23 protein-coding genes are annotated in these 22,955 nt (G+C 64.4%); 12 read left to right on the top strand and 11 right to left on the bottom strand.

Annotated features, from left to right (window positions below; translation table 11 throughout):
* Nucleotides 1–40: 40 nt before the first annotated feature.
* The 8 genes from WKH79_RS05295 to smpB form a co-directional block, all read right to left on the bottom strand.
* Nucleotides 41–871 carry a class I SAM-dependent methyltransferase gene (locus tag WKH79_RS05295; protein WP_341859833.1) on the bottom strand — a complete coding sequence of 277 codons (831 nt, stop codon included), beginning with the start codon at nucleotides 869–871 and terminating at the stop codon, nucleotides 41–43.
* Nucleotides 872–877: 6 nt separating this feature from the next.
* Nucleotides 878–1,900 carry an NAD-dependent epimerase/dehydratase family protein gene (locus tag WKH79_RS05300; protein ID WP_341859834.1) on the bottom strand — a complete coding sequence of 341 codons (1,023 nt, stop codon included), beginning with the start codon at nucleotides 1,898–1,900 and terminating at the stop codon, nucleotides 878–880.
* Nucleotides 1,900–3,066, bottom strand: coding sequence for a nucleotide sugar dehydrogenase (locus WKH79_RS05305; RefSeq protein WP_341859835.1), 1,167 nt, complete (start codon nucleotides 3,064–3,066; stop codon nucleotides 1,900–1,902). The genes WKH79_RS05300 and WKH79_RS05305 overlap by 1 nt, the downstream gene beginning before the upstream one ends.
* A 95-nt stretch (nucleotides 3,067–3,161) precedes the next feature.
* Nucleotides 3,162–3,788: a glutathione S-transferase gene (locus WKH79_RS05310; RefSeq protein WP_341859836.1), complete on the bottom strand. Its 627-nt coding sequence runs from the start codon at nucleotides 3,786–3,788 to the stop codon at nucleotides 3,162–3,164.
* Between the two features lie 197 nt (nucleotides 3,789–3,985).
* Entirely contained in the window at nucleotides 3,986–5,050 is a 1,065-nt protein-coding gene (gene recA / locus WKH79_RS05315; RefSeq protein ID WP_050601052.1) for a recombinase RecA, read from the bottom strand.
* A 112-nt stretch (nucleotides 5,051–5,162) separates the two neighbouring features.
* Nucleotides 5,163–7,637 carry a response regulator gene (locus WKH79_RS05320; RefSeq protein ID WP_341859837.1) on the bottom strand — a complete coding sequence of 825 codons (2,475 nt, stop codon included), beginning with the start codon at nucleotides 7,635–7,637 and terminating at the stop codon, nucleotides 5,163–5,165.
* A complete protein-coding gene (locus WKH79_RS05325; RefSeq protein WP_341859838.1) occupies nucleotides 7,634–8,230 on the bottom strand; it encodes a DUF2062 domain-containing protein in 597 nt (198 codons plus the stop codon). Before WKH79_RS05325 ends, WKH79_RS05320 begins: the two co-directional genes overlap by 4 nt.
* 129 nt (nucleotides 8,231–8,359) lie before the next feature.
* Nucleotides 8,360–8,842: an SsrA-binding protein SmpB gene (smpB, locus tag WKH79_RS05330; protein WP_050601050.1), complete on the bottom strand. Its 483-nt coding sequence runs from the start codon at nucleotides 8,840–8,842 to the stop codon at nucleotides 8,360–8,362.
* 110 nt (nucleotides 8,843–8,952) lie between these two features.
* Here smpB and WKH79_RS05335 point away from each other — a divergent pair, with 110 nt between their 5' ends.
* On the top strand, nucleotides 8,953–10,902 hold the full coding sequence (locus WKH79_RS05335) for an alpha/beta fold hydrolase (protein ID WP_341859839.1): 1,950 nt from the start codon (nucleotides 8,953–8,955) through the stop codon (nucleotides 10,900–10,902).
* Nucleotides 10,903–11,089: 187 nt separating this feature from the next.
* A complete protein-coding gene (locus WKH79_RS05340; RefSeq protein WP_341859840.1) occupies nucleotides 11,090–12,163 on the top strand; it encodes a succinylglutamate desuccinylase/aspartoacylase family protein in 1,074 nt (357 codons plus the stop codon).
* On the opposite strand, the gene dapA is transcribed toward WKH79_RS05340, so the two are convergent.
* Entirely contained in the window at nucleotides 12,160–13,041 is an 882-nt protein-coding gene (gene dapA / locus WKH79_RS05345) for a 4-hydroxy-tetrahydrodipicolinate synthase (RefSeq protein ID WP_050601047.1), read from the bottom strand. The two genes, WKH79_RS05340 and dapA, sit on opposite strands and share 4 nt — an antisense overlap.
* Nucleotides 13,042–13,179: 138 nt before the next feature.
* On the opposite strand from dapA, the gene WKH79_RS05350 reads away from it, so the two are divergent.
* The 3 genes from WKH79_RS05350 to WKH79_RS05360 are packed head-to-tail and all read left to right on the top strand — an operon-like array spanning nucleotide 13,180 to nucleotide 16,182.
* Nucleotides 13,180–15,081 carry a lytic transglycosylase domain-containing protein gene (locus WKH79_RS05350; protein ID WP_341859841.1) on the top strand — a complete coding sequence of 634 codons (1,902 nt, stop codon included), beginning with the start codon at nucleotides 13,180–13,182 and terminating at the stop codon, nucleotides 15,079–15,081.
* A gap of 23 nt (nucleotides 15,082–15,104) precedes the next feature.
* Nucleotides 15,105–15,608 (top strand): GreA/GreB family elongation factor, encoded by a 504-nt coding sequence (locus WKH79_RS05355; protein ID WP_160766645.1) that lies wholly within the window; start codon nucleotides 15,105–15,107, stop codon nucleotides 15,606–15,608.
* Nucleotides 15,609–15,645: 37 nt separating this feature from the next.
* Nucleotides 15,646–16,182: an invasion associated locus B family protein gene (locus WKH79_RS05360; protein ID WP_307019481.1), complete on the top strand. Its 537-nt coding sequence runs from the start codon at nucleotides 15,646–15,648 to the stop codon at nucleotides 16,180–16,182.
* A 63-nt stretch (nucleotides 16,183–16,245) separates the two neighbouring features.
* Here WKH79_RS05360 and WKH79_RS05365 read toward each other — a convergent pair whose 3' ends face one another.
* On the bottom strand, nucleotides 16,246–16,908 hold the full coding sequence (locus WKH79_RS05365) for an outer membrane beta-barrel protein (protein WP_050601044.1): 663 nt from the start codon (nucleotides 16,906–16,908) through the stop codon (nucleotides 16,246–16,248).
* Between the two features lie 274 nt (nucleotides 16,909–17,182).
* Between WKH79_RS05365 and rlmN the strand changes: the two genes are divergently transcribed.
* The 7 genes from rlmN (at nucleotide 17,183) to WKH79_RS05400 (ending at nucleotide 22,481) form a co-directional block, all read left to right on the top strand.
* On the top strand, nucleotides 17,183–18,430 hold the full coding sequence (rlmN, locus tag WKH79_RS05370; protein ID WP_063505772.1) for a 23S rRNA (adenine(2503)-C(2))-methyltransferase RlmN: 1,248 nt from the start codon (nucleotides 17,183–17,185) through the stop codon (nucleotides 18,428–18,430).
* The gene (locus WKH79_RS05375; RefSeq protein WP_341859842.1) at nucleotides 18,427–19,026 is read left to right on the top strand and encodes a methyltransferase domain-containing protein; all 600 of its coding nucleotides are present in this window, start codon (nucleotides 18,427–18,429) and stop codon (nucleotides 19,024–19,026) included. The genes rlmN and WKH79_RS05375 overlap by 4 nt, the downstream gene beginning before the upstream one ends.
* On the top strand, nucleotides 19,023–19,670 hold the full coding sequence (locus WKH79_RS05380) for an MOSC domain-containing protein (RefSeq protein WP_341859843.1): 648 nt from the start codon (nucleotides 19,023–19,025) through the stop codon (nucleotides 19,668–19,670). The genes WKH79_RS05375 and WKH79_RS05380 overlap by 4 nt, the downstream gene beginning before the upstream one ends.
* A 130-nt stretch (nucleotides 19,671–19,800) precedes the next feature.
* Nucleotides 19,801–20,184, top strand: coding sequence for a glycine zipper 2TM domain-containing protein (locus WKH79_RS05385; RefSeq protein ID WP_050601040.1), 384 nt, complete (start codon nucleotides 19,801–19,803; stop codon nucleotides 20,182–20,184).
* Nucleotides 20,185–20,311: 127 nt separating this feature from the next.
* Nucleotides 20,312–21,082: an SDR family oxidoreductase gene (locus WKH79_RS05390; RefSeq protein ID WP_341859844.1), complete on the top strand. Its 771-nt coding sequence runs from the start codon at nucleotides 20,312–20,314 to the stop codon at nucleotides 21,080–21,082.
* Entirely contained in the window at nucleotides 21,079–21,744 is a 666-nt protein-coding gene (locus tag WKH79_RS05395) for a cytochrome b/b6 domain-containing protein (protein ID WP_063510596.1), read from the top strand. Before WKH79_RS05390 ends, WKH79_RS05395 begins: the two co-directional genes overlap by 4 nt.
* Nucleotides 21,741–22,481, top strand: a complete 741-nt coding sequence (locus WKH79_RS05400; protein WP_063505777.1) for a molybdopterin-dependent oxidoreductase — start codon at nucleotides 21,741–21,743, stop codon at nucleotides 22,479–22,481. The genes WKH79_RS05395 and WKH79_RS05400 overlap by 4 nt, the downstream gene beginning before the upstream one ends.
* Here the strand turns inward: WKH79_RS05400 and WKH79_RS05405 are convergent, their stop codons facing one another.
* Nucleotides 22,482–22,919 carry a DUF1801 domain-containing protein gene (locus WKH79_RS05405; protein ID WP_063505778.1) on the bottom strand — a complete coding sequence of 146 codons (438 nt, stop codon included), beginning with the start codon at nucleotides 22,917–22,919 and terminating at the stop codon, nucleotides 22,482–22,484.
* Nucleotides 22,920–22,955: the final 36 nt, after the last annotated feature.

Below are 22,955 nucleotides of genomic sequence, written 5' to 3' on the forward strand. Positions count from 1 at the left end.
ACAAGCGCGAATGCCCGGCCAGGCTGTGCAGGAGAGACGATCAACCGGGTGCGCGGGCAGTCACGATCCAGCAGGCCGCGGGCAAGGACACCTGTCCATCGCGGTGATGGGCTTCGAGCAGTGCTTCCAGCTTCGCCAGCATTGTCGCGCGCGGAGCAGCCTCCAGCGCCGCTGCCGCGCGGGCGACCGGCCCGATGCGCTGGAAATAGGACAGCGCATCGGCGACCGCCTCTGCGCCCTCGCCGGCGACCATGCCGTAATCCACCGCTTCGAACGCGATATCGGTCCACCCGGACTGCGCGAGCAGGGTCTCGGTCCGTTCACCCCGCCCGAATGCGAACGGCCCGGGGGCTTCGGGGTCGGGCGCCGGTTCTTCGCCCGGCGGCGCGATCGATGCCAGTTCGCGCGCCCAGATATTGTCGGCGCGTTCGCGGAAGCAGGAAAAGGCGAGCCGCGCCCCGGGGGCCACCTGACCGGCAATGTGCGTGAAGGCCGCGGTGGGATCGGCAAAGAACATCACCCCGTGGCGCGAGACGACCAGGTCGGGCCTTTCAGCCGCGCCCGCATGCCAGTTGGCGGCATTGGCCAATTCGAAGCGAAGATTGGGCCGATCCTTGCCCCGCACCCGTGCGACCTGCAGCAGATCGTGGCTGATATCGACGCCGAGTACATGCGAGGATGGCGCGCCAGCAGCGAGTGCCAGGCTGATCTCGCCTGCGCCGCAACCGATATCGAGTGCCTGTGCGAACGGTCCACTGCGCGCGACCGCGAGCAGCTTTTGGGTCAGCGGTCCGAAACTGCGATCGGTGCGCTGCCATTCCTCGGCCCAGACACTGCCGACCTTGCCGGTCCATTCGGATTGATCGGTCATTGCACCTCAGATCTGGTAGTAATCGCGATACCACGCGACGAAGCGCCTCACGCCCTCGCGGATATCGGTGCCGGGAACGTAGCCGGTGAGCGATCGCAGCAGCTCGGCATCGGCCCAGGTCGCGGGGACGTCGCCGGGTTGCATGGGCATGAAGTTGCGCTTGGCCTTGGTACCCAGCGCGTCTTCTATCGCGGCGATCATGTCGCCGAGCTGGACCGGCTGCGAATTGCCGATGTTGACCACCCGCCACGGCGCGACCGGCGACAGGCTGTCGCCTTCGGCGATGTCCTCGGCCGTAGTGGGCCGTACGGGCGGAGTGTCGATCAGCCGCCGGACCGCTTCGACGAGATCCTCCACATAGGTGAAGTCGCGCATCATTTCGCCGTGATTGTACACGTCGATCTTCTCGCCCGCGAGCATCGCGCGGGTGAACTTGAACAGCGCCATGTCGGGCCGGCCCCACGGCCCGTAGACGGTGAAAAAGCGGAACATGGTCACCGGCAGGCCGAAGAGATGCGCGTAGGAATGCGCCATGGCCTCGCTCGCCTTCTTTGTCGCGGCATAGAAGGACATCTGGTGATCGGCCTTCATCGTCTCGCGATAGGGCATCTCGGTATTGGCGCCATAGGCCGACGAGGTCGAGGCGAGCAGCATGTGCTGCGGCGGATGCGCGCGGGCCGCCTCGAGCAGTTCGAAGGTACCGACCAGATTGCTTTCGAGATAGCTGCGCGGATTGTCGATTGAATAGCGCACACCCGCCTGGGCTGCGAGATGGACGACCACGTCGGGTCGATGTTCGGCAAAGAGATCGGCCAGGAGGCCTGGCGTTTCGATCGGCTCATTCGTCGCAGAAAAGCCGGCGTTCTGAAGCAGTTCCGCCTGGCGTCGCCGTTTCAGGTTCGGATCGTAGTAATCGGACAGTGAGTCGATGCCGACAACGCGGAAACCGTCGGCGAGCAGTCGCTTGCCGATGAAATAACCGATGAAACCCGCCGAACCGGTGACCAGCGCAGTCCGGCTCTCGCCCATCAATCGGCCCCGAACAGGTCGCGCGTGAAAACCTTGTCACGCACATCATCGATAGCCTCGTCGAGCCGGTTGGCAACGATGACATCCGCATCGGCCTTGAACCGTTCCAGGTCGCGCTCGACGCGGCTGCCGAAGAAGCTGTCTTCGTCCATCACCGGTTCGTAGACGATTACCTCGATGCCCTTGGCCTTGACCCGTTTCATGATGCCCTGGATCGACGACTGGCGGAAATTGTCCGACCCCGCCTTCATGACGAGGCGGTAAATGCCGACGGTCCGGGGGCTTCGCGCCACGATCTGGTCGGCGAGGTAATCCTTGCGGGTCCGGTTGGCATCGACGATCGCACGGATCAGGTTCTGCGGGACTTCCGAATAATTTGCCAGCAGCTGCTTGGTATCCTTGGGTAGGCAATAGCCGCCATAGCCGAAGGACGGGTTGTTGTAATGCCCGCCAATGCGCGGATCGAGACCGACACCCTCGATGATCTGCCGGGTATCGAGCCCGCGCGACAGCGCATAGCTGTCGAGTTCGTTGAAGAAGGCGACGCGCATGGCGAGATAGGTGTTGGCGAACAGCTTGATCGCCTCGGCTTCCTCGGCATTGGTAAGCAGCACCGGAACATCATCTTCCAGCGCGGGCTGCAGCAGCAGATCGGCGAACTGCTGCGCGCGCTCGGATCGTTCGCCGACGATAATGCGCGAAGGATGGAGATTGTCGTACAGCGCCTTGCCTTCACGCAGGAACTCGGGACTGAAAATGATCCGGTCGCTGGCGTGCCGCGCCCGCGCTTCGGAGACATATCCCACCGGAACGGTCGATTTGACGACGATCACCGCGTCGCTGTTGGCCGTCAGAACCTGTTCGATGACCATGTCCACCGCGGAGGTGTCGAAGAAATTGGTGTCGACGTCGTAATTGGTCGGCACCGCAACAATCGCGAATTCCGCCCCGGCAATGGCTTGCGCGGCATCGGTGGTGAACGCGAGATCGAGATCGTTGCGCCGTAAATATTGCTCGACCAGCTCATCCTGGATCGGCGAGCGGCGCTCGGTCAGCATGGCGACGCGTTCGGGCGAGACGTCGCAGCCAACCACGGTATTGTGCTGCGCGAGCATGATCGCGTTGGAAAGGCCGACATAGCCAAGGCCGAAAACGGCGATCTTCATCCAGTGTCCCGTCTGCTATTCCTGCCGCGAGCCGCGGTCATGCCCGCCTTCTGTGGGGATGCCCAGGCGATTGCAAGCCTCCGTGGTCCCGCACATCACCAGATGAAATAGGGCCCGCCGCGTTCGCGCGCGCGCTGCCATGCGGGCCGCGCATGAACCGCCTCGACGAAGCGTGCCAGCTTGGGCGCCTTCTCCGCATAGCCCTGCATAACCGCTATTTCTGCAGGAAAGCTCATCATCACATCCGATGCCGACCAGCCCTCGCCGCAGAAATGCAGATCATCCGAAATGTGCTCTTCGGCATAGGCGACATGCGCGGCGAGTTGTTCTTCCACGCGCGGCATCAGCGGGGCAGCGGCATCACCGAGGCGTCCCGCGTAGATCTTCAGCATCACGGGCACGAAGAAACTGCTTTCGCCGAACTGCATCCATTCGAGATGCCGGACATGCTCCTCGCTATCATGTGCGGGAAGCCAGTCCGCGCCGCCATGGCGTTCGCACAGATACTGGATGATCGCGCCGCTTTCGGCAACGCAGGTGCCGCCATCCTCGATGAGCGGCGATTTGCCGAGCGGATGCGCCTGCTTGAGTTCGGGGGGCGCGAGATTGGTTTCGGAATCGCGCTGGTAGGACACAATGTCGTAATCCGCGCCCAGCTCTTCCAGCAGCCAGAGTATCCGCTGCGAGCGGCTGTTGTTGAGGTGATGGACGGTAATCGACATGACAGCTCCCCTATTCGGCGATCTGCGCGCACCCTAGGGCGCTGCCGCGCACCTGTCGCCAGCCGAAAAGCGGAAAAGCCGGTGCGGCCATCGAGCGGCGCGCACCGGCTTTCCGTTCTGTCGGGAGCGCCGGGGGACAGTCCGGCTGGGACGCCGGCCAGGGGATGAAGGCCGACGCGCTCCCGCTTGAAGAGACTTCAGTCCTCGTCCGCGTCCGGACCGGTCATCATCTCTTCGGCGACCTCGTCGGTGCGGCCGCGAATTGCGGCTTCCAACTTGGCACACATTTCGGTGTTTTCGGTAAGGAACTTCTTGGCGTTCTCGCGCCCCTGGCCGATGCGGACGCTGTCGTAGCTGAACCAGCTGCCCGATTTCTCGACCACGCCCGCCTTGACGCCGAGGTCGAGAATCTCACCGATCTTCGAGATCCCTTCGCCATACATGATGTCGAATTCGACCTGTTTGAACGGCGGAGCGACCTTGTTCTTGACCACTTTCACACGAGTGGCGTTGCCGATCACTTCGTCGCGGTCCTTGATCTGGCCGGTGCGCCGGATGTCGAGGCGGACCGAGGCGTAGAACTTGAGCGCATTGCCGCCGGTGGTGGTTTCGGGGTTACCGTACATCACGCCGATCTTCATGCGCAGCTGGTTGATGAAGATCACCATACACTTGGAGCGGTTGATCGAACCGGTCAGCTTGCGCAGCGACTGGCTCATCAGGCGGGCCTGCAGCCCGACATGGCTGTCACCCATCTCGCCTTCGATCTCGGCGCGGGGGACCAGCGCAGCGACCGAGTCCACCACCAGCACGTCGATCGCGTTGGAGCGGACCAGCGTATCGGTAATCTCGAGCGCCTGTTCGCCCGTGTCGGGCTGCGAAACGATCAGTTCTTCGATGTCGACGCCCAGCTTCTTGGCATAGACCGGGTCGAGCGCGTGTTCGGCGTCGACGAAAGCGGCCGTGCCGCCCGCCTTCTGCGCTTCGGCGATGACATGCAGCGCCAGCGTGGTCTTGCCCGAGCTTTCCGGACCATAGACCTCGATCACCCGGCCCTTGGGCAGACCGCCCACGCCCAGCGCGATATCGAGCCCGAGCGAGCCGGTGGAAATCGATTCCACCTGCATGGCTTCCTTCTGGCCCAGCTTCATTGCCGAACCCTTGCCGAATGCGCGGTCGATCTGTGCGAGCGCGGCGTCCAATGCCTTCTGGCGGTCTGCGTTCACTTTCTTGTCCTCTACGAGCTTCAGACTTGCCGCCATGACACTACCTCCTGCGCTTGGCCAGAGCCGGCTACCGACTCTTCAACTGGCGCAGTATGTATCGGCTTTGTTCTAAAAGAACAAGTAGGGAACGAAATTAATTCCGCCAGCCCTATCCGCGCTGTTCGCTGAGCACTTCGGAAACCTTCGCATTGATCTGCTGCACGCTGAACGGCTTCGGGATGAAATGCATGTTCGCGATATCGATGTCATTGCGCAGCTGTTCTTCGGCATAGCCCGACATGAACAGGATCGGGATGTCGGGCTTAACCTTGCGGATTGCGCGCGCCATGGCCGGCCCGTCCATCGTCGGCATCACCACGTCGGACACGATCATATCGAACTCGGTATCGCCATTGGCTACTGCCGCCAGCCCCTCCTCGCCGTCGGCCGCGGTCGTCACGGTATAGCCCGCGCGCACCAGCGCACGTTCGGCCACCGCGCGGACCATGTCCTCGTCCTCGACCAGCAGCAGCTTGCCGCCGGCGGACCATTCGGTCGCCTTGGGTTCCTCGATTTCCTCGCTGCGCATGTTCGCGGGCAGCTCGCCCTTGTGCACCGGCAGGTACATGGTGAAACGCGCGCCGATCGGGGTGCCGTCGGGACCCTGCACATTATCGGCGAAGATGAACCCGTTCGACTGCTTGACGATCCCGTAGACTGTCGAAAGGCCCAGCCCGGTGCCCTTGCCCTGCTCCTTGGTGGTGAAGAAGGGTTCGAAGATCTTGTTGAGATGGCTTTCGGGTATGCCGCCGCCGGTATCCTGGACGATCAGCACGGTGTAGTCGTCGGCGGGCATGATATCGATGCCCATCTTGCGTACGTCGCGCGCGGATACGCGCCGCGTGGCGAGAGTGAGCCGCCCCTTCCAGTCCTGCTTGCCGCGCTTGAGCGCATTGGCCTGCATCGCATCGCGCGCGTTCACCGCCAAGTTGATGATGACCTGTTCGAGCTGCTGCGGGTCGGCCCGGACCGAACCCAGTTCGCGGTCGTGACGGACCGAAAACTCGATCTTCTCGCCCATCAGCCGCTTGAGCAGCTGGCTGACCTCGCTCACCACGTCGGGCAGCTGCAACACCACCGGGCGCAGGGTCTGCTGGCGGCTGAAGGCGAGCAATTGCCGCGTCAGGCTGGCCGCACGGTTGGAATTGGCCTTGATCTGCTGGATGTCGTCGTAATCGCTGTCGCCCGGCGTATGGCGCAGCAGCATCAGGTCGCAATAGCCGATGATGGCGGTCAGCACATTGTTGAAATCGTGCGCGACGCCGCCGGCAAGCTGGCCCACGGCCTGCATCTTGGTGGCCTGAGCCACCTGCCGGCGCAGGCGCTTTTCTTCCGAGGAATCGGAGATCGACAGCAGAACTGCCGCATCGCCGAGACCACGCACCCCGGCGAGGCCCATCGACACGGGTTCTTCCTTGTCGTTGGCCAGCCGCACCGCCATGTCGCCGCTGGCGGTCGCGCCCTTGGCGAAGCGGCGCACCGTATCGGCCATCGCCGCCTTGTCCTCCCCCACCACAAGGTCGGAGGGGAATTGCGGCAGCCCCCGATCGACGCGTTCGACCGCGCGCAGGAAAGCCTTGTTGGCGAACAGGAACCGCCCGTCGCGATCGGTTAGCGCGAGACCGAGCGACAGCGCCGAAAGCAGGGCTTCGAGCTGCGGGATCGCCGCCTTTCCATTGCTGTCCGTTCCCCCGCCGATACCCACCGAACTGTCGATCAGGAGCATCAACGAGGGCGCTTCGTCGGCATCGCTCAATCGCGGACTGGTAGGCGTATCGAGCGGGATATGGATCAGCGTCTGCGGCGAGCCCTGCTGTCCCTCGCGCGCGAAGAAGATGCGGTCGCGATCGTCCGAGCGCAGCAATTGCACGAATTCGAGCCCCGCGAGCGAATTGTCGCGGCTGCCGGTCGCGCGTTCGGCCAGTCCGGGGGTCGTTGTCAGAACGATACCATTCGGCGCGACCAGCGCGGATTCGATCCCCGCACGCGACATCAATTCGCCGAACGCACCCGACAATTGTTCGGAAAGGCCATCGTAAGTGCGTTCCTGGTGCATTTCGGAGAAACGCCACAGCAGATAGGCCTCGCCGCGGCCGATGCGCTCGAGTTGGAGCTCGTAGCTGGCGTCCGACCCAGTCAGGCGAATATCCTCGACCCGGGCTGATCCGTCGCGCCAGGCATTGCGCGTTCCCGCGATTACCGCCTCCTGCGTGTCCGGTTCGAACGCCAGATCGTATGGCGCCGCGGTGCTCTCGAACCACACCTCATATGACGAATTGGCGCAGACCAACCGGTTGGCGCGGTCGATGATTGCAATGGCGCGGCGGCGGTTTTCCATTGCCGCGCTGGTGATCGACCAATCGGTCTGCGCAATCTGCGCTTCGGCCGGCGGGCTCTTGAGCCGGGCGATGACCAGCAACATCAGCAGCACCGTGACCAGCGCCCCGCCATAGGCGAGCGCGACGGCCGATTCCGGCGTGCTCAGCCACACCAGGGCCACCGATACGGCCGCGGCCGCCGCCACGCCGAGCATGAGCGGCACAGGCGGCAGGGTCGATACCGGATGCTCGTCCTTGGCGATCATTCGCGCAGTTCCTCCGCTGTGCGCCGTACCATCGCGCGCAGCCTGCGCTTGCGCCGGTGCGCGACGACGAAGCGCCATACCACGCTGCTAACCAGATAGCCGAGCGCCGCCCCGACCAGTGCCAGGACGATGAAGCCGAAGATCGTCACGAGCACGGTGACCCCGACATCGGCGAACAGTTGGATGAACCAGGCCCAGCGCCCGCTGGTGATTTCTTCCTGCGCCGCGCCGCCGGTGGCTGCCAGATCGACCTTGAGCAGGAACGCGCCCAGCTTGTTTGCAACCACTGCCCAGAACGGGAAGGTGAAGGGATTGGTGATGAAGGTCACCAGCGTGGACAGCGGTACGTTGGCACGCGCAGGCAGCGCCATGAACGCGGCCAGGAAGATCTGTCCGACCGGAATGATGAAACTGGCGAACACGCCCAGCGCAACGCCGCGCGGCACGCTGCGGCGCGTAAAGCGCCACAGTTCGGGCGTCAGGAACCGGTGCGCGATCGGCTGGAGGTACTTGTTGCGCGCCATTTGCTCGCGCGTCGGCATGCGCAGGCGGAGCCAGTCCGCGAGTGCCGTTTTCGATCTACGCTTGCTCATTGCCACGCCCTTGCCATGCGCCGCCTCATTGGCGGTTGCAAGGGCGCGGCGGAAGGGGCTTGCGACGAATGCGGCATCACTGTCGATGTGGTTAACGCAAGCGCGCAATAAAAGGGCCCGCCGGCCCGCTCATCCACGATCGCGCATCAACCGTGCCTTGTCGCGCTTCCAGTCGCGATCCTTTATCGTCTGGCGCTTGTCATGCGCCTGCTTGCCCTTGGCCAGGGCCAGTTCGACCTTGGCCCGGCCCGTCGAGTTGAAATAGACCGACAGCGGGACCAGCGTCATGCCCTTGCGCTCGACCGCGCCGAACAGCTTCTCGATCTCACGCGCATTGAGCAGCAGCTTGCGCGGCCGGCGCGGCTCGTGATTCAGTCGGTTGCCGTGCGAATATTCGGGAATATTGGCATTCACCAGCCACACCTGCCCGTCGCGGACCTCGGCATAGCTTTCCTTGATGCTCGCCTCGCCCGCCCGCAGCGCCTTGACCTCGGTCCCCTGCAGCGCGAGCCCGGCCTCGAAGGTTTCCTCGACGAAATAGTCGAACCGCACGCGCCGGTTGTCGGCGACGGTCTTCTGCTTGTCGAAAGTGGCGGGTTTGGGGCGTGCCATAGGGTGGGCGCATGTAGGTGCTGGCGGGAGAAACGCCAAGCCCTTGAAGGTTGCCCCTTGAAACGCGCTGGGCACTTCGGCAGGATTATCGAACGTTTTCAGGGGGTCGTATGAAAGTATTTCCGCATTTCGCGGCGGCATTCGCCGCGTTTTCTCTCGCATTTTCCGCACCGAGTGTAGCCGCGCAGGAACAGGTCCCGCTGGCGGCTTTCGGCGCGCTTCCGGACGTCGAAGACGCCTCGATCTCGCCCAGCGGAACGAATATCGCAATTCTGCTGACGCATGAGGGAACCCGGCAACTGTTCTTCCTCGATTCGAACATGAAGCTGATCAGCCGCCTGACGGTCGGCGACGCCAAGGTGCGGTATTTCGATTGGGTCGGCGACGACCAGATCCTGCTCGTCACCGGCCAGACCGAAGATCTCCGGGGCTTCACCACCAACATGGCTGAATTCAACGTCGCCCGCCTGATCCCGGTCACATATAAGGGCGAGATCGAAACAGTCTTCGGCAGCTCGCGCGATTTGGTGGATGCGGTTTGGGGTAGCTATGGCACACGCTTCATCGACAATCGGTGGATGGCCTATTTCGGCGCGATCGAGTTGGAGAAGGCAGGCGGTGTTGCCAGCACCAACATGATCTGGAAGCACGGCCGCCGTTACCTCTATGGCGTCGACACCAGGGAGAACCAACCCACACGCGTTGCCACTGCCGCGCGCGAGGGCGTCTCGCGCGACTGGTTGCTGGACGCGCGCGGCGAAGTCGCTGCGATGATGGATGTCAGTGCCGATGACGGCGACTGGAGACTTGCTGGTCCGCAAGGTGATGTGATTGCCAGCGGCAATGAGCGCAATGGCCGCGTCGGCCTCGTCGGCCTCGGATATGACGGCACAACGGTCATCTATTCGGAGCGTGACGAAGACAACATCACCCAGTGGTACGAAGTCCCATTGGCAGGCGGTGTGGCCACGCCGTTCTTGCCGGATGAACGCGTCGACCGCCTGTATTGGGACGAGCGGACCGGCAATCTGATCGGCTATCTCGACCAGAAGAAGGGGCCCGTCTTCCGCGATCCCGCATTCCAGTCTGCGGCGACTGGCATTCGCAACGCCTTTGCCGATTTCGACATGCGGATGGTCGACTGGTCGCCGGACTTCAAGAAGGTCCTCGTCAGGACCAGTGGCAACAAGGACAGTGGCACCTGGTTCGTGGTGGACCTGACATCCGGCAAAGCCGACGCCATCGCCTACGAACGCAAGGAGCTCGGCCCCAATGAAGTCGGTGCGGTATCGACCGTCGAATATACGGCTTCGGACGGGCTTGAAATGGACGGTATCCTCACGCTCCCGCCGGGCCGTGAGGCAACGAACCTCCCGGTGGTAGTGCTCCCCCACGGTGGCCCGCATAGCTCCGATTCCGAAGCTTTCGATTGGTGGGCGCAGGCGTTTGCGTCGCGGGGTTACGCCGTGTTCCAGCCCAACTTTCGCGGATCGACCAACCGCGACGACGCTTTCAAACTGGCCGGCTACGGCGAATGGGGCCGGAAAATGCAGACCGACATATCGGATGGCCTCGCCATGCTGGCGGACAAAGGCATTGTCGATCGTGATCGCGCTTGCATCGTCGGGGCAAGCTATGGCGGCTATGCCGCGCTTGCAGGTGTCACGCTTCAGCAGGGCCTGTATGAATGCGCTGTTGCCGTCGCCCCGGTCAGCGATATTGCCGCGATGTACAACGAAGACACGCGCACGGCACAGAACCGGATTACGAAGAAACGGCTGCTCGACCAGCTCGGCCCGCGCGATCGCTGGGACGAAGTATCCCCGCGCCGGTTTGCCGACCGTGCCGATGCTCCGATCATGCTGATCCACGGCGAAGACGATACGGTCGTACCCTTCAGCCACTCGGACAAAATGGCGGATGCGCTGAAGGACGCAGGCAAGTCTTACGAGCTCGTCCGGCTGGAAGGCGAAGATCACTGGCTGTCGCTGTCGAGCACCCGGCTGCAGATGCTCGAAGCGGCCGTGGGCTTCGTCGAACGGCACAACCCGGCCGACTGACGGGTCCAGCGCAGCTGGCAAAAGCAATATGCGTCGGCAGGCGGGGCGCCATCTCTCTCTGCCGACGCATTGCTCGCTGATCTCGGTACTTTCCGGCGCGATTTTTGCTTGCAACGGTGCCCAAATCCAAACCGCCGCACGCGGAATTCTCTTGCCTTGCGCCGGTTTTGCATGGCGGGGGGCGCGCATGAGCAGCGACGATACCGGCGAAGCCTTCCGCCTTCACGACAAGACGATCATGCCGGGCACCTGCGCGACGGTCGCCATTCCCGTCAGCCAGCAGGTCACCGGGCTGGATGCGGCGCTGGCGCTGCGCGTCATGCATGGTTCGCGGCCCGGCCCCTGCGTCTTCGTCAGCGGGGCAGTGCATGGCGACGAGATCGTCGGCACGGCGATCATCCAGCGCCTGCTTACGCGGCTTGCCCCCGACATGCTTGCGGGGACAATCATCTTAGCCCCTGCGGTCAATATCTACGGCTTCGTCGCGCACAGCCGGTACCTGCCCGATCGCCGCGATCTCAACCGCAGCTTCCCGGGGGCAGAGCGCGGCAGCCTCGCCTCGCAGCTGGCGCATAGCTTCCTTACCCATGTGATCGACCGCTGCGCGCTGGGGATCGATATCCATTCGGCTGCAGTCCACCGTTACAACCTGCCCCAGATCCGCATCGCATCGGGCAGCCCCTACCTGTCCGAGCTGGCGATGGCCTTCGGCGCGCCGATCATCATCGAGAGCCCGCTACGGCCCGGTTCGATGCGCGCGCTCGCTGGAGACCGCGAGGTGCAGATGCTGCTGCTCGAAGCGGGCGAGGCGCTGCGCTTCGACCGCTTCTCGATCGAGACCGGCGTCGCGGGCGTGCTCCGCGTATTGGCACATATCGGGATGATCGATGCCGACGACGGGCTGGCCGAAGTGCACGTGCCCGTACGATCCAGCCGGTCGAGCTGGGTACGCGCGCCGCGCGGCGGAGTTTCGCACCGCGTCCGCAAATCGGGAGACATCGTGCGCACGGGCGACCTGCTGGCGCGCGTCGGCGGGCTGTTCGGCGAGGATCAGGAAGACCTCGTGAGCCCCAGCGACGGGGTCATCATCGGCCATGCGACGCTGCCGATCGTCAACCAGGGCGATGCGCTGTTTCACGTCGCCGCGGTCGACGCGCTCGACCATGCAGGCGACCATGCCGACAGCATCGTCGAGGCGCTCGCCGTCAGCGATCCGCCCTTCCCCGCCGCACCCATGCTCGACGAGGACGAAGTCTTCTAGACCAGCCCGGCGATTTCCAGCGCCTCGTCCACCGCCTTGCGGCTCGCCTCGCTCGCATTGCACAGCGGCAGGCGGACATCGGGCGAGAACCAGTCGTGCACGCGGCTGAGCGCATATTTGACCGGCGCCGGGCTGGCGTCTGAAAACATTGCGTAATGCAGCGGGAACAGGCGGTCGTTGAGCTCGCGCGCTCTCGCCAGTTCGTTGGCGGCGATGGCCTCGTGAAACTCGGCGCACAGCGCGGGGGCGACATTCGCGGTCACCGAAATGCAGCCCGCACCGCCCGCGGCCGAATGCGGCAGCCACAATTCGTCATTGCCCGACAATTGGCAGAACTCGCTGTCCAGCCCCATGCGGTGGTCGGCCACCCGCGAAAGGTCGCCGCTGGCGTCCTTGATCGCCACGATCCGGTCGGGGTGCATGCGGACGAGTTCGACCACGGTCTCATCCTCAATGTCGGTCACCGTCCGGCTGGGCACGTTGTAGAGCACGATCGGCAGATCGCTGTTTTCCGCCAGATAGCTGAAATGGGCAATCAGGCCGGCCTGGCTGGGCCGGTTGTAATAGGGGGCGACGCACAGGCCCGCGGCAGCCCCGGCCTTCTTGGAAAACTGCATGTGCATCAACGCGTTGCGCGTGTCGTTCGATCCGCAACCGGCGATGACCGGCACGCGCCCGGCGGCCTGTTCGATGCACACTTCGACCACGCGGTGATGTTCCGCATTCGACAGCGTCGAGGTCTCACCAGTGGTGCCGCAGGGAACCAGCGCCTTGCTGCCGTTGTCTATCTGCCAATCGACCAGCTTGCGAAAAGCGGCTTCATCGAACGATCCGTCGCGAAAAGGAGTCGCCAGAGCCGGAATCGAGCCTGAGAACATTTACGGTGGTCCTGCGTTAGGGGTATGAAACAAGGCGATTTTCGGCGCATGTGCGCCACAATTCATTCAGCGCCTGATAAGGAGGGGCCGGGCACTATGTCCAGCATGGGACGAAAAACTATTTACTCGATCGCACTGATGGCCGGTACCGCACTGGCATTCCCCGCCACCGCGCAGGCGCAGGAGGCCGGTCGCAGCAGCCTCGTCGCGCAGCAGCCGGGTCAGATGGACCAGGCGGTTGGCCAGTGGGAATATCTCACCGCGCGCGACGACCTGCCCTTTGCCTCCTATGCCGGGTTCATCACCTCCTACCCCGATTTCCCCAAGCAGGAACTGCTTCAGCGCCGCGCCGAGGCAGCACTCGACGAGGAAGCGCCCTCCCCGCAGGACCTCGTCGGTTTCTTCGACCGTCATTCGCCGCTTACCAACAGCGGCCGCGCGCGCTACGCGCTCGCGCTGGCCTCGCTTGATCGGCCCGAAGCGCTCGAAGTGGCACGCGAAGCCTGGCGCAGCGGCACCATGAGCGGCCCTGCCGAGCTTTACATGCAGGGCCTGTTCGGCAGCCGTTTCGCGCCGGAGGATCACGACGCCCGGATGGATGCGCTGCTGTGGCAGGGCAATTACGAGGCTGCCTCGCGTCATGTTATGCGGGTATCCCCCGCCTATCGCGACACGGCGCAGGCGCGGCTGGCGCTGCTGCAGGGCAGCACGCCGCAGCAGGCAGGTTTGCGCCTTCCCGCCGATGCGATGCGCGATGCCGGCTATGTCTACAATCTGACGCGCTACTACCGCAACTCCGGCCAGCCCTATGAGGCGGTCAACCTGCTTGCCAGCCGCGCCGCCTTCACCACCCCCGCTTTCGACGGGACGCAGTTCATCAGCGAAGCGCTCGCGGTCGCCAAGAGCGCAGGCGCGACGCAGGCGGTCAGCATCGCATCGAAGGTCGACGATGTGTTTGCGCCGGGCACCGATATTTCGGACGGCTCCTTCACGCTGCGCGACAAATATACCGACCTGATGTGGCTGGGCGGCACCAAGGCGCTCTGGTCGCTGGGTGACGGCGCGCAGGCCGCACCGCTGTTCTATCGCTATGGCACCGCCGCGAAGACTCCGCTGACCCGCTCGAAGGGTTTCTACTGGGCGGGCCGCGCCGCAGCGCGCGCGGGCGATACCGAAGGCGCGCAGCGGTACTGGGCCATGGCTGCCGACTATCCCGATTGGTATTACGGCCAGCTGGCGCTGAGCGAGCTCGGGCAGCCGATGCCCGGCTTTGCTACGGTTCCGGCAGCCGACAGCGCCAAGCGCGCCGCGTTCGAAGCCGATCCGCTTACCGGTGCGCTACGGGCGATCGCGCGCAATCGCCGCGACTGGCGGACCGAACGTGCTTTCTTCGAGGCGATCGCGGACAAGGCCGACACGCCTGAGCAGATGGCGCTGGTCGGGCAACTCGCTCGCGATACCGGACTGAACGAAATGGCGGTCGTCGCGGGTCTGGTCGCCGGCGAACACGGTCTCGAAGGGTTCGAATGCATCGGTTATCCGACGGTCGAAACGCATGCAGGCGCCAATTGGACGATGGTCCACGCGATCGCGCGCCAGGAAAGCGAGTTCGACCGCAACCGCGTAAGCCATGCCGGTGCGCGCGGCATGATGCAGCTGATGCCCGGCACGGCCCGCGAAGAAGCCGGGAAGATCGGCGTGCGCTACATGTCGGCCAATCTGACCGAGAGCCCCAGCTACAATATCCGGCTGGGCGATGCCCATTTCGCCCGGTTGATGGACCGCTATGGCGGGGCCTATCCGCTGGCCATTGCCGCCTACAACGCCGGCCCCGGACGGGTGAACGAATGGCTCCGGCTCAACGGCGATCCGCGCACGGGCGCAGTCGACTGGGCGACTTGGATCGAACAGATCCCGTCCAATTTCGAAACGCGCTATTACGTCATGCGCGTCATCGGGAACGCAGTCAGCTATGCCAATATGCATCCTGACAAGTCGGCGGGTTACGAACGTGATATTCGCAATTACCTGCCAGGCTGATTTGCGCTAGGGGCGCATGCTCCATGACGCCTAAATCCAATCCCGTCACGCCCGCCGGCTATGCCGCGATGAAGGCGCGCTACGACCATTTGCTTGGCACCGAGCGACCCGAAATCGTGGAGATCGTCAGCTGGGCGGCAGGCAATGGCGATCGCAGCGAAAACGGCGATTACCTCTACGGCCGCAAGCGTATGCGCGAAATCGATCGCGAACTGGCGCATCTCGCGCGGCGGCTCAAGGCCGCTCGCGTTATCGATCCCGCCGACCAGCCGGACACCTCGCGCGCCTTTTTCGGCGCCACGATTACGCTGGCCGACGAAGATGACGTGGAACGCATCGTGACGCTGGTGGGCGACGACGAACAGGATGCCGGCACGGGCCGGATCGGCTGGTCGTCCCCGCTCGCGCGCGCGCTCAAGGGTGCAGCGATCGGAGATCTGCGCAGTGTCCGGCTGCCCGGTGGGGTGAAGGAATGGGAGATCGTGGCGATTTCCTATCCGCTAGCCCGCGAACATGCCGGGGCCTAGCTTGATCACGCGCAGCGCCATAAGGCTGGCGCTAACCATGCGCCGAACGCTGTTCCAGACCTGCCCTTCTTCGAAGCCGTTGCGGCTTCGCGCCGTCCTGTTCGCCATGATCGCGGGGCTGGCGCTGACGACGCCCCTGTCCGCGAAGGACAGCCTGGGCGTATTTTCCGACTGGGGCGCGTTCCGCGATGCCGCCGTGCCGCGCTGCTATGCCATCGCCATGCCCGCGGCCAGCAGGCTGCAACGCGATTTCGAACCCTTCGCCACCATCGGCACCTGGCCGCGGCGCGGCCTTCGCGGGCAGGTCCATTTCCGGCTTTCTCGCAAACTGCGGCGCGATTCCTCGATCACCGTGTCGATCGGCGGCAAGCGTTTCGAACTGACCGGCGGCGGCGGCGATGCCTGGGCAAGGGACCGCACGATGGATGCGGCGATCGTTGCGGCCATGCGCTCTGCAGACCGGATGGTAATCCGCGCCACCGATACGCGCGGACGGCGATTCTCGAACACCTACTCGCTGGCCGGGGCGGCCACTGCGATGGATGCCGCCACGCTCGCCTGCGCGCGCCGCTGATACGAAAAGGCCGGGAAGCGCATGACGCGCTCCCCGGCCCTCGATCAGATCGGTCGGGCGCGCTTAGAAGCGAACGCCGAGACCGGCCATGATCTGGTGACGGTCGAGATCGACGTCGAAACGGTCGCTGTCGGCCAGGTCGCCGTCAAAATCGACTTCGCCTTCGCTGTAGTTCGAATAGCGATATTCGACATTCATGAAGGTGCGCGGGTTGATCGCATATTCGAGCCCCGCACCGGCACGCCAGCCGTCGAGATCGAAGTCCTCGTTATATTCGGTCGTGCCGTCATTCGCGAGGATGTTGAGCTTGGCGTTGGTGTAACCGCCCTTGGCGTAGAGCAGCAGGTCCGGTCCGACCTTTGCACCGGCGCGCGCGCCGAGGAACAGGTCACGGCCCGCTTCGACCTGGCCGAAGCCGAAGCCTTCGAAATCGCCGTTCACGAATTCGGTCTTGGCGGTGGAATCGGTCAGTTCGGCCTCGAGGCCGATGACCGCATTGCCGAGATCGTAATCGTAACCGACCTGGACGCCGTATACGAGGCCGTCGATCGACTGATCGTTGTCCGCATTGGCGTCGTCATCGACGCTGCTGCCTGCCTTCAGTGCGTCATAACCGGCGACGCCCTGGATACGGAAGCCATCGAAGCTGCCGGTGTCCTGAGCCATTGCAGGTGCCGAGAAGGCGACCAGCGAACCAGCAACGAGCAGAGTGGAAATCTTGTTCATGTGCGAACTCCGTTTGATTGACCCGCAGCTTTTGCGCTGCGTGGACCGGGAAAACGGCGCGAAAGCCGAAAGAGTTTCATTAACCTCACACAACACGAAGTTGTGGCATTTTGAACACATGTTGCGCGATCAGCTGTGATTGATGCGCGATGAACGGAATGAGCCGCTTGCTCCGCGCGCTCTCCCCTCGCCTGTGTGATCGTCGGCAGCGAAAGCGCAGTGCCTCGCGCTGTGCTTTGCTTTCGCGCCGATTGTCCCTATATGCGCCGCTCCCATGGCCGATACGACACTCATGAGCATTCCCGGGCAGGTTGACCCGGTTCCCGTTGCGCGTGAAATCACGCCCCGCCCCGACGGCCGCGTCGATCTGATCGGCTTGCCGAAGGACCAGATCACCGCGCTGTTTGCCGAGGCCGGGCTCGATGCCAAGCAAGCCAAGCTGCGTGCCAAGCAGGTGTTCCACTGGCTCTATCATCGCGGCGTGACCGACTTCGAGGCGATGACCGATATCGCCAAGACGATGCGGCCGTGGCTTGCCGAGCGCTTCTACATCGGCCGCCCCGAGGTGGTCGAAGCGCAGCATTCGTCCGACGGTACGCGCAAGTGGTTGCTCAAGACCCCCGACGGCCATGAATTCGAGATGGTCTTCATTCCCGATGCGGACCGCGGCACGCTGTGCGTATCCAGCCAAGTGGGCTGCACGCTCAATTGCACCTTCTGCCACACCGGTACGATGAAGCTGGTGCGCAACCTGACGCCGGGCGAAATCGTCGGTCAGGTGCTGCTTGCCCGCGACGCTCTGGGCGAATGGCCCAAGGGGTCGATGGCGGGTCTCGATACCGAGGAGGACAGCAGCGAATACCGGTCGGATGGCCGCCTGCTGACCAACATCGTGATGATGGGAATGGGCGAGCCCCTCTACAATTTCGACAATGTGAAAGGCGCGCTCAAGCTGGTGATGGACGGCGCCGGGCTGGCGCTGTCGAAGCGCCGGATCACGCTGTCGACCAGCGGGGTCGTCCCCGCAATGCAGCGCTGCGGCGAAGAGATCGGCGTGAACCTCGCGGTCTCGCTCCATGCGGTGACCAAGGAAGTGCGCGACGAGATCGTGCCGATCAACCGCAAATACGGTATCGAGGAACTGCTCGAGGCCTGCGCCGCCTATCCCGGCGCAAGCAACGCCCGGCGGATCACCTTCGAATACGTCATGCTGCGCGACAAGAACGATTCCGACGAGGATGCGCATGAGCTTGTCCGGCTGATCAAGCATTACAAGCTGCCCGCGAAGGTCAATCTGATCCCGTTCAACCCGTGGCCCGGCGCGCCCTATGAATGCTCGACGCCCGAGCGGGTGAAGCGCTTCTCGGAAATCGTCTTCGACCACGGCATCAGCGCACCGGTGCGCACCCCGCGCGGGCGCGACATCGATGCCGCCTGCGGCCAGCTCAAGACCGCGGCGGAAAAGAAGAGCCGCGCCCAGCGCGATCGCGAAGCCGCTGCGGCAGAGGTCGCCGCGGGATGAGCGCCGACGCCGCGACGATCGCCTATTACCAGGCGAACGCGGCGTATTACACTTTCAGCTTCGGCCAGGCGCCCAGCCACCACCTGGATGGCTTTCTCGACCGGCTCGATCCCGGAGCGCGCGTGCTCGAACTGGGTTGCGGCGCAGGACGGGATTCCGCCCGGATCGCCGAGCGCGGCTTCGATCTCGATGCGACCGATGGCACGCCCGCAATGGTGCGCAAGGCCAATGAACGCTTCGCCGTGGGTGCGCGGGTGATGCGCTTCGACGAGCTCGATGCGGTGGATGCCTATGACGCGGTCTGGGCGCATGCCTGCCTGTTGCATGTCGCGCGCACGGACCTGCCCGCGGTGCTGGCCGCCATCCATGATGCGCTCCGTCCCGGTGGCTGGCATTTTGCCAATTACAAGCTCGGAACGGGCGAAGGCCGCGATCCGCTGGGGCGGCTGACCAATTTGCCCGGCGAGCCATGGCTCGAGAGCGCCTATCGCATGGCGGGGTTCGCGATCGTCGACACGGTTTGCTATCGCGGCAAGGGTGCCGACGGCGTCCAGCGCGACTGGGCGGCCTTTACCCTGCGCAAGGAGCCTGCATGAAAATCGATGTCAACGCGCTGTGTGCCGGACAGCCCCAGCCCTTTAACGGCGCCGAGATGAGCGCGATCGACAAGCGTCCCCTGGCAGGAACCGTCGCGATCCGCAGTTTCGGCCTCGCAGGGGACATGGTGGCCGATACCGAACATCATGGCGGGCCGGATATGGCGGTGCACCATTACCCGCGCGACCACTATGCCGAATGGGACGCGTGGCTGGGCGGACACGACGTGCTTTCGCGCCCCGCGGCATTTGGCGAGAACATCGTTGCGGAGGGTCTGACCGAGGACGCGGTCCATATCGGCGACCGTTTCCGGCTGGGCAGCGCGCTGCTGGAAGTGAGCCAGCCGCGCAAACCGTGCTGGAAAATCGAACATCATTTCGGCCGCAAGGGCATGGTCGCGCGCATCGTCAAGCAGCACAATTGCGGCTGGTATTACCGGGTGATCGAAGAAGGCGCGGCGCAGGCCGGCGATACGCTCGAACGTGTCGAAATCGGACATGCGGTGTGGAACGTCGCGCATGTGTTCGCCAAGTTCTACGATCCGGCGCACAAGCCCACGCGCGAGGAATGCGAACAACTGGCTGCGCTCCCCCGTTTGAGCGATGAACTGCGCGGCGAGGCGCGCGCACGGCTCCAAACCTAACGCTTTATCGCGAGATATTGCACGGTCTGTCGCGTTATTCCCAGTTCGGCGTCCCGTTCATCACAGGTTGTGGACCCGGCGCCATGTCTCGCCGTTCCCGAACCGACACAATCGCCGAACGGATACGACAATGAAGAAACTCACCCTCACCCTCGCCGCCGGAGCGCTTGCCTTTACGGGTGCCGGCCTTTCCGCCCCGGCCGCTGCGGACCCGCCCTCCTGGGCCCCCGCCCACGGCAAGCGCGCCAAGGACCGCGTCTACGACGACCGCGGACGCTATTACGAACCGCGCCGGATCAGCCGCAGCGACCGCATGTGGCGCGGCGGTGACGGCCGGTATTACTGCAAGCGCGACAACGGCACGACCGGGCTGGTGATCGGCGCCGGGGTCGGCGCGCTTGCCGGACACGAGCTTGCCGGCAACGGCGATCGCACGCTCGGCGCAATACTCGGCGGCGCGGTCGGCGGGCTCGTCGGTCGCGAGATCGACCGCGGCAGCCTGCAGTGCCGGTAACCGCCTGATCCACTCCTGATCCAGCCCCCTTCCGATCCCTCGGGGGCTGTGCACGAGGCGCGTCGCCACCCTCCCCTCAGGTGGCGGCGCGCCTTTTTTGGTGCGCGCGGCGCTATGGTCGTAGGCGATGACTGATCCCAGGCCAGCAGTGCTCGTAACCGGTGGAGCAAGACGGATCGGTGCCGCCATCGCGCGCCGCTTTGGCGCGGCGGGCTGGCATGTCGTGATCCACTACGGCTCCTCGCGCAGCGAAGCCGAACGCCTTGCCGAAACGTTGCCATCGGCGGAATGCCTCCAGTGCGACCTTGCCGATGGTGATGCGGCGGTGGCGATGGTCGAAACGCTGGCGCAGCGGCTGGGTGACTGGCGCGCACTGGTCAATTGCGCGGCGATATTCGACCCGGACCGGGTGACTGCGCTCGATCCGGAAACCAATGCGCGCACGATGCAGATCAACGCGCGCACCCCGACACGCATGGCTCAGGCCTATCTTGCCGGGGCGCAGGCCCCGGGCGGGCGGCGGGTCATCCAGCTGACCGACCAGAAGATGGCCAATCCCAATCCCGATTTCTTCAGCTACACCATGAGCAAGCATGCGGTCGCAGCGACCGTGCCGATGCTCGCGATGGGTGCGGCGGGCGCGCGCGACCGGGTCTATGCGTTGGCGCCAGGCGCGATCCTTGCCAGCCACGACCAGAGCGAGGAGGAAACCGAGATTTCGCACCGGATGAACCTGCTGGGCCGCAAGACCGGCGCCGACGAAGTGGCCGATGCCGCGCTGTTCCTTGCCGCTGGCCACCTCGCCAGCGGGCAGACGCTGTATATTGACAGCGGCCAGCACCTGCTGTCGCAGCCGCGCGACGTGATCTACCTCGCGCGCGCGGGGCAGGCAGCGTGAAGCGCCACGCGCTCAGCACCCGTCTGTGGCACTGGCTCAACCTGCTGTGTGTGGTCGTGCTGTTCATGTCCGGGCTGACGATCTCCAATGCGCATCGCCGGCTGTACTGGGGCGACTGGGGCTTTGCCCCCGAACAGGCGTGGCTGGCAGTGCCGCGCTTTCCCGACTGGATGACCATTCCGGGCTATTACAGCCTCGCAGTCGCGCGCGACTGGCACATATTGATGGCGTGGCCCTATGCGCTGGGCTTGTTGTTCATGTGGGTCGCCATGCTTGCCAATCGGCACTTCGTTCGCGACATCGCCACTCGCCGCAGCGAATGGCGTCCCGCTGCGATATGGCGCGATGTCCGCGCGCACCTGCGGCTCGAGTTCGATCACGGCGCGGGAAAATACAATTTCCTCCAGAAGCTCGCCTACGGCCTTGTACTGGGGGTGTTCCTGCCGATGATGGTCCTGACCGGCATCGCGATCAGCCCGGGGATGGAACCCACCTTCGGCTGGCTGGTCGAAGCGATGGGCGGCCGGCAATCCGCGCGTTCGCTGCACTTTATCTTCGCTTTCGCACTGGCGGGATTTTTCGTCGTCCATGTCCTGCTGGTCCTGCTGTCCGGCCCCATCGGACAGATGCGCGCGATGATCTCCGGGGGCAGCCAGGCATGAAGCGGCGCAATTTCCTCGTCACCCTGGGTGCGGCTTTCGTCGCCGGATGCAACCGGGTGGCCGATAGCCAGCCGGGCCAGGCGTTGCTGGGCGCAGCGGAGAAATGGCACGAGAGCGCCCATCGGCTGCTGACCGACCGCACCGCCCTAGCGCCCGAATACCCGCGCAGCGCCATTTCGCCCTATTTCCGCGGCAATGGATCGACCGATCCGCAAACGGGCGGCTATCCGGCGCATGCGGAGGAAGGCTTTGCCAATTGGCGACTGACCGTCGGCGGGCTGGTCGAAACACCGCTCAGCCTGAGCATGGAGAATATCCGGCGGCTGCCGCAGCGCACGCAGATCACGCGGCACGACTGTGTCGAGGGGTGGAGCGCGATCGGCGAATGGACCGGACCGCAATTGTCGCTGCTGCTCGACGCTGCCGGTCTGCGCGAGGAAGCACGCTTCATCGTCTTCCGCTGCGCCGACAATCTCAACGGCCAGGACTATTACGAAAGCGTCGACCTGATCGATGCCTACCACCCGCAAACCATCGTGGCGCACCGGCTAAACGGGGAACCGCTTCCCATCCGCAATGGGGCGCCGCTGCGCATGCGGATCGAGCGCCAGCTGGGTTACAAACACGCCAAGTATCTGACCGGGATCGAAGCCGTCGCCAGCCTCGACGATATCGGGCTCGGCAAGGGCGGCTACTGGGAAGATCGCGCCGGCTACCAGTGGTATGCGGGGATCTGATCAATCGGGATAGCGGCGCTTCATCGCTTCCCAATCCGTCCGGATCATCTCTTCGAGCACTGCGAGGTCGATATCGGCCAGCTTGTTCACATAGAGGCAGCTCTTGCCGCGCGCATGCTTGCCCAGCCGCTCGAGCGAAGCGGCGTGGCGACCGCCCGTTTCCTCGTCGCAATAGCCGCCCATCAGATACAGCGAGTGCCGTGCCTTGCGCGGGCTGAAACCGGTCCGCATCCAGTGCACTGCGCGCCCGCTCGCGTAGGTCGTGCGATAGGCGCCATATCCGATGATGCTCGGTCCCCACATGCACGGCTCTTCCCCGGTGACGCGGCGAAAAAGCGCGTCGAGCTGGCGCGCTTCCTCTCGCTTGCGCGCGGGCTCGACCGTGGCGAGAAAATCGGCCGGGTCCGTTTCGCGGGGCTGCGTCTTTGGCTCGGCCATCCAAGTTCTCCCTGTCTGCCTGCAGGCGTAGTCTGG

This window comes from Qipengyuania sp. GPGPB31, assembly GCF_038396345.1.
Taxonomy (GTDB): Bacteria; Pseudomonadota; Alphaproteobacteria; order Sphingomonadales; family Sphingomonadaceae; genus Qipengyuania; species Qipengyuania citrea.

Bases quoted from the DNA above. Each gene is read 5' to 3' on its own strand.
- WKH79_RS05295 (WP_341859833.1), bottom strand. From the start codon at position 871: ATGACCGATCAATCCGAATGGACCGGCAAGGTCGGCAGTGTCTGGGCC.
- WKH79_RS05300 (WP_341859834.1), bottom strand. From the start codon at position 1,900: ATGGGCGAGAGCCGGACTGCGCTGGTCACCGGTTCGGCGGGTTTCATC.
- WKH79_RS05305 (WP_341859835.1), bottom strand. From the start codon at position 3,066: ATGAAGATCGCCGTTTTCGGCCTTGGCTATGTCGGCCTTTCCAACGCG.
- WKH79_RS05310 (WP_341859836.1), bottom strand. From the start codon at position 3,788: ATGTCGATTACCGTCCATCACCTCAACAACAGCCGCTCGCAGCGGATA.
- recA (WP_050601052.1), bottom strand. From the start codon at position 5,050: ATGGCGGCAAGTCTGAAGCTCGTAGAGGACAAGAAAGTGAACGCAGAC.
- WKH79_RS05320 (WP_341859837.1), bottom strand. From the start codon at position 7,637: ATGATCGCCAAGGACGAGCATCCGGTATCGACCCTGCCGCCTGTGCCG.
- WKH79_RS05325 (WP_341859838.1), bottom strand. From the start codon at position 8,230: ATGAGCAAGCGTAGATCGAAAACGGCACTCGCGGACTGGCTCCGCCTG.
- smpB (WP_050601050.1), bottom strand. From the start codon at position 8,842: ATGGCACGCCCCAAACCCGCCACTTTCGACAAGCAGAAGACCGTCGCC.
- WKH79_RS05335 (WP_341859839.1), top strand. From the start codon at position 8,953: ATGAAAGTATTTCCGCATTTCGCGGCGGCATTCGCCGCGTTTTCTCTC.
- WKH79_RS05340 (WP_341859840.1), top strand. From the start codon at position 11,090: ATGAGCAGCGACGATACCGGCGAAGCCTTCCGCCTTCACGACAAGACG.
- dapA (WP_050601047.1), bottom strand. From the start codon at position 13,041: ATGTTCTCAGGCTCGATTCCGGCTCTGGCGACTCCTTTTCGCGACGGA.
- WKH79_RS05350 (WP_341859841.1), top strand. From the start codon at position 13,180: ATGGCCGGTACCGCACTGGCATTCCCCGCCACCGCGCAGGCGCAGGAG.
- WKH79_RS05355 (WP_160766645.1), top strand. From the start codon at position 15,105: ATGACGCCTAAATCCAATCCCGTCACGCCCGCCGGCTATGCCGCGATG.
- WKH79_RS05360 (WP_307019481.1), top strand. From the start codon at position 15,646: ATGCGCCGAACGCTGTTCCAGACCTGCCCTTCTTCGAAGCCGTTGCGG.
- WKH79_RS05365 (WP_050601044.1), bottom strand. From the start codon at position 16,908: ATGAACAAGATTTCCACTCTGCTCGTTGCTGGTTCGCTGGTCGCCTTC.
- rlmN (WP_063505772.1), top strand. From the start codon at position 17,183: ATGGCCGATACGACACTCATGAGCATTCCCGGGCAGGTTGACCCGGTT.
- WKH79_RS05375 (WP_341859842.1), top strand. From the start codon at position 18,427: ATGAGCGCCGACGCCGCGACGATCGCCTATTACCAGGCGAACGCGGCG.
- WKH79_RS05380 (WP_341859843.1), top strand. From the start codon at position 19,023: ATGAAAATCGATGTCAACGCGCTGTGTGCCGGACAGCCCCAGCCCTTT.
- WKH79_RS05385 (WP_050601040.1), top strand. From the start codon at position 19,801: ATGAAGAAACTCACCCTCACCCTCGCCGCCGGAGCGCTTGCCTTTACG.
- WKH79_RS05390 (WP_341859844.1), top strand. From the start codon at position 20,312: ATGACTGATCCCAGGCCAGCAGTGCTCGTAACCGGTGGAGCAAGACGG.
- WKH79_RS05400 (WP_063505777.1), top strand. From the start codon at position 21,741: ATGAAGCGGCGCAATTTCCTCGTCACCCTGGGTGCGGCTTTCGTCGCC.
- WKH79_RS05405 (WP_063505778.1), bottom strand. From the start codon at position 22,919: ATGGCCGAGCCAAAGACGCAGCCCCGCGAAACGGACCCGGCCGATTTT.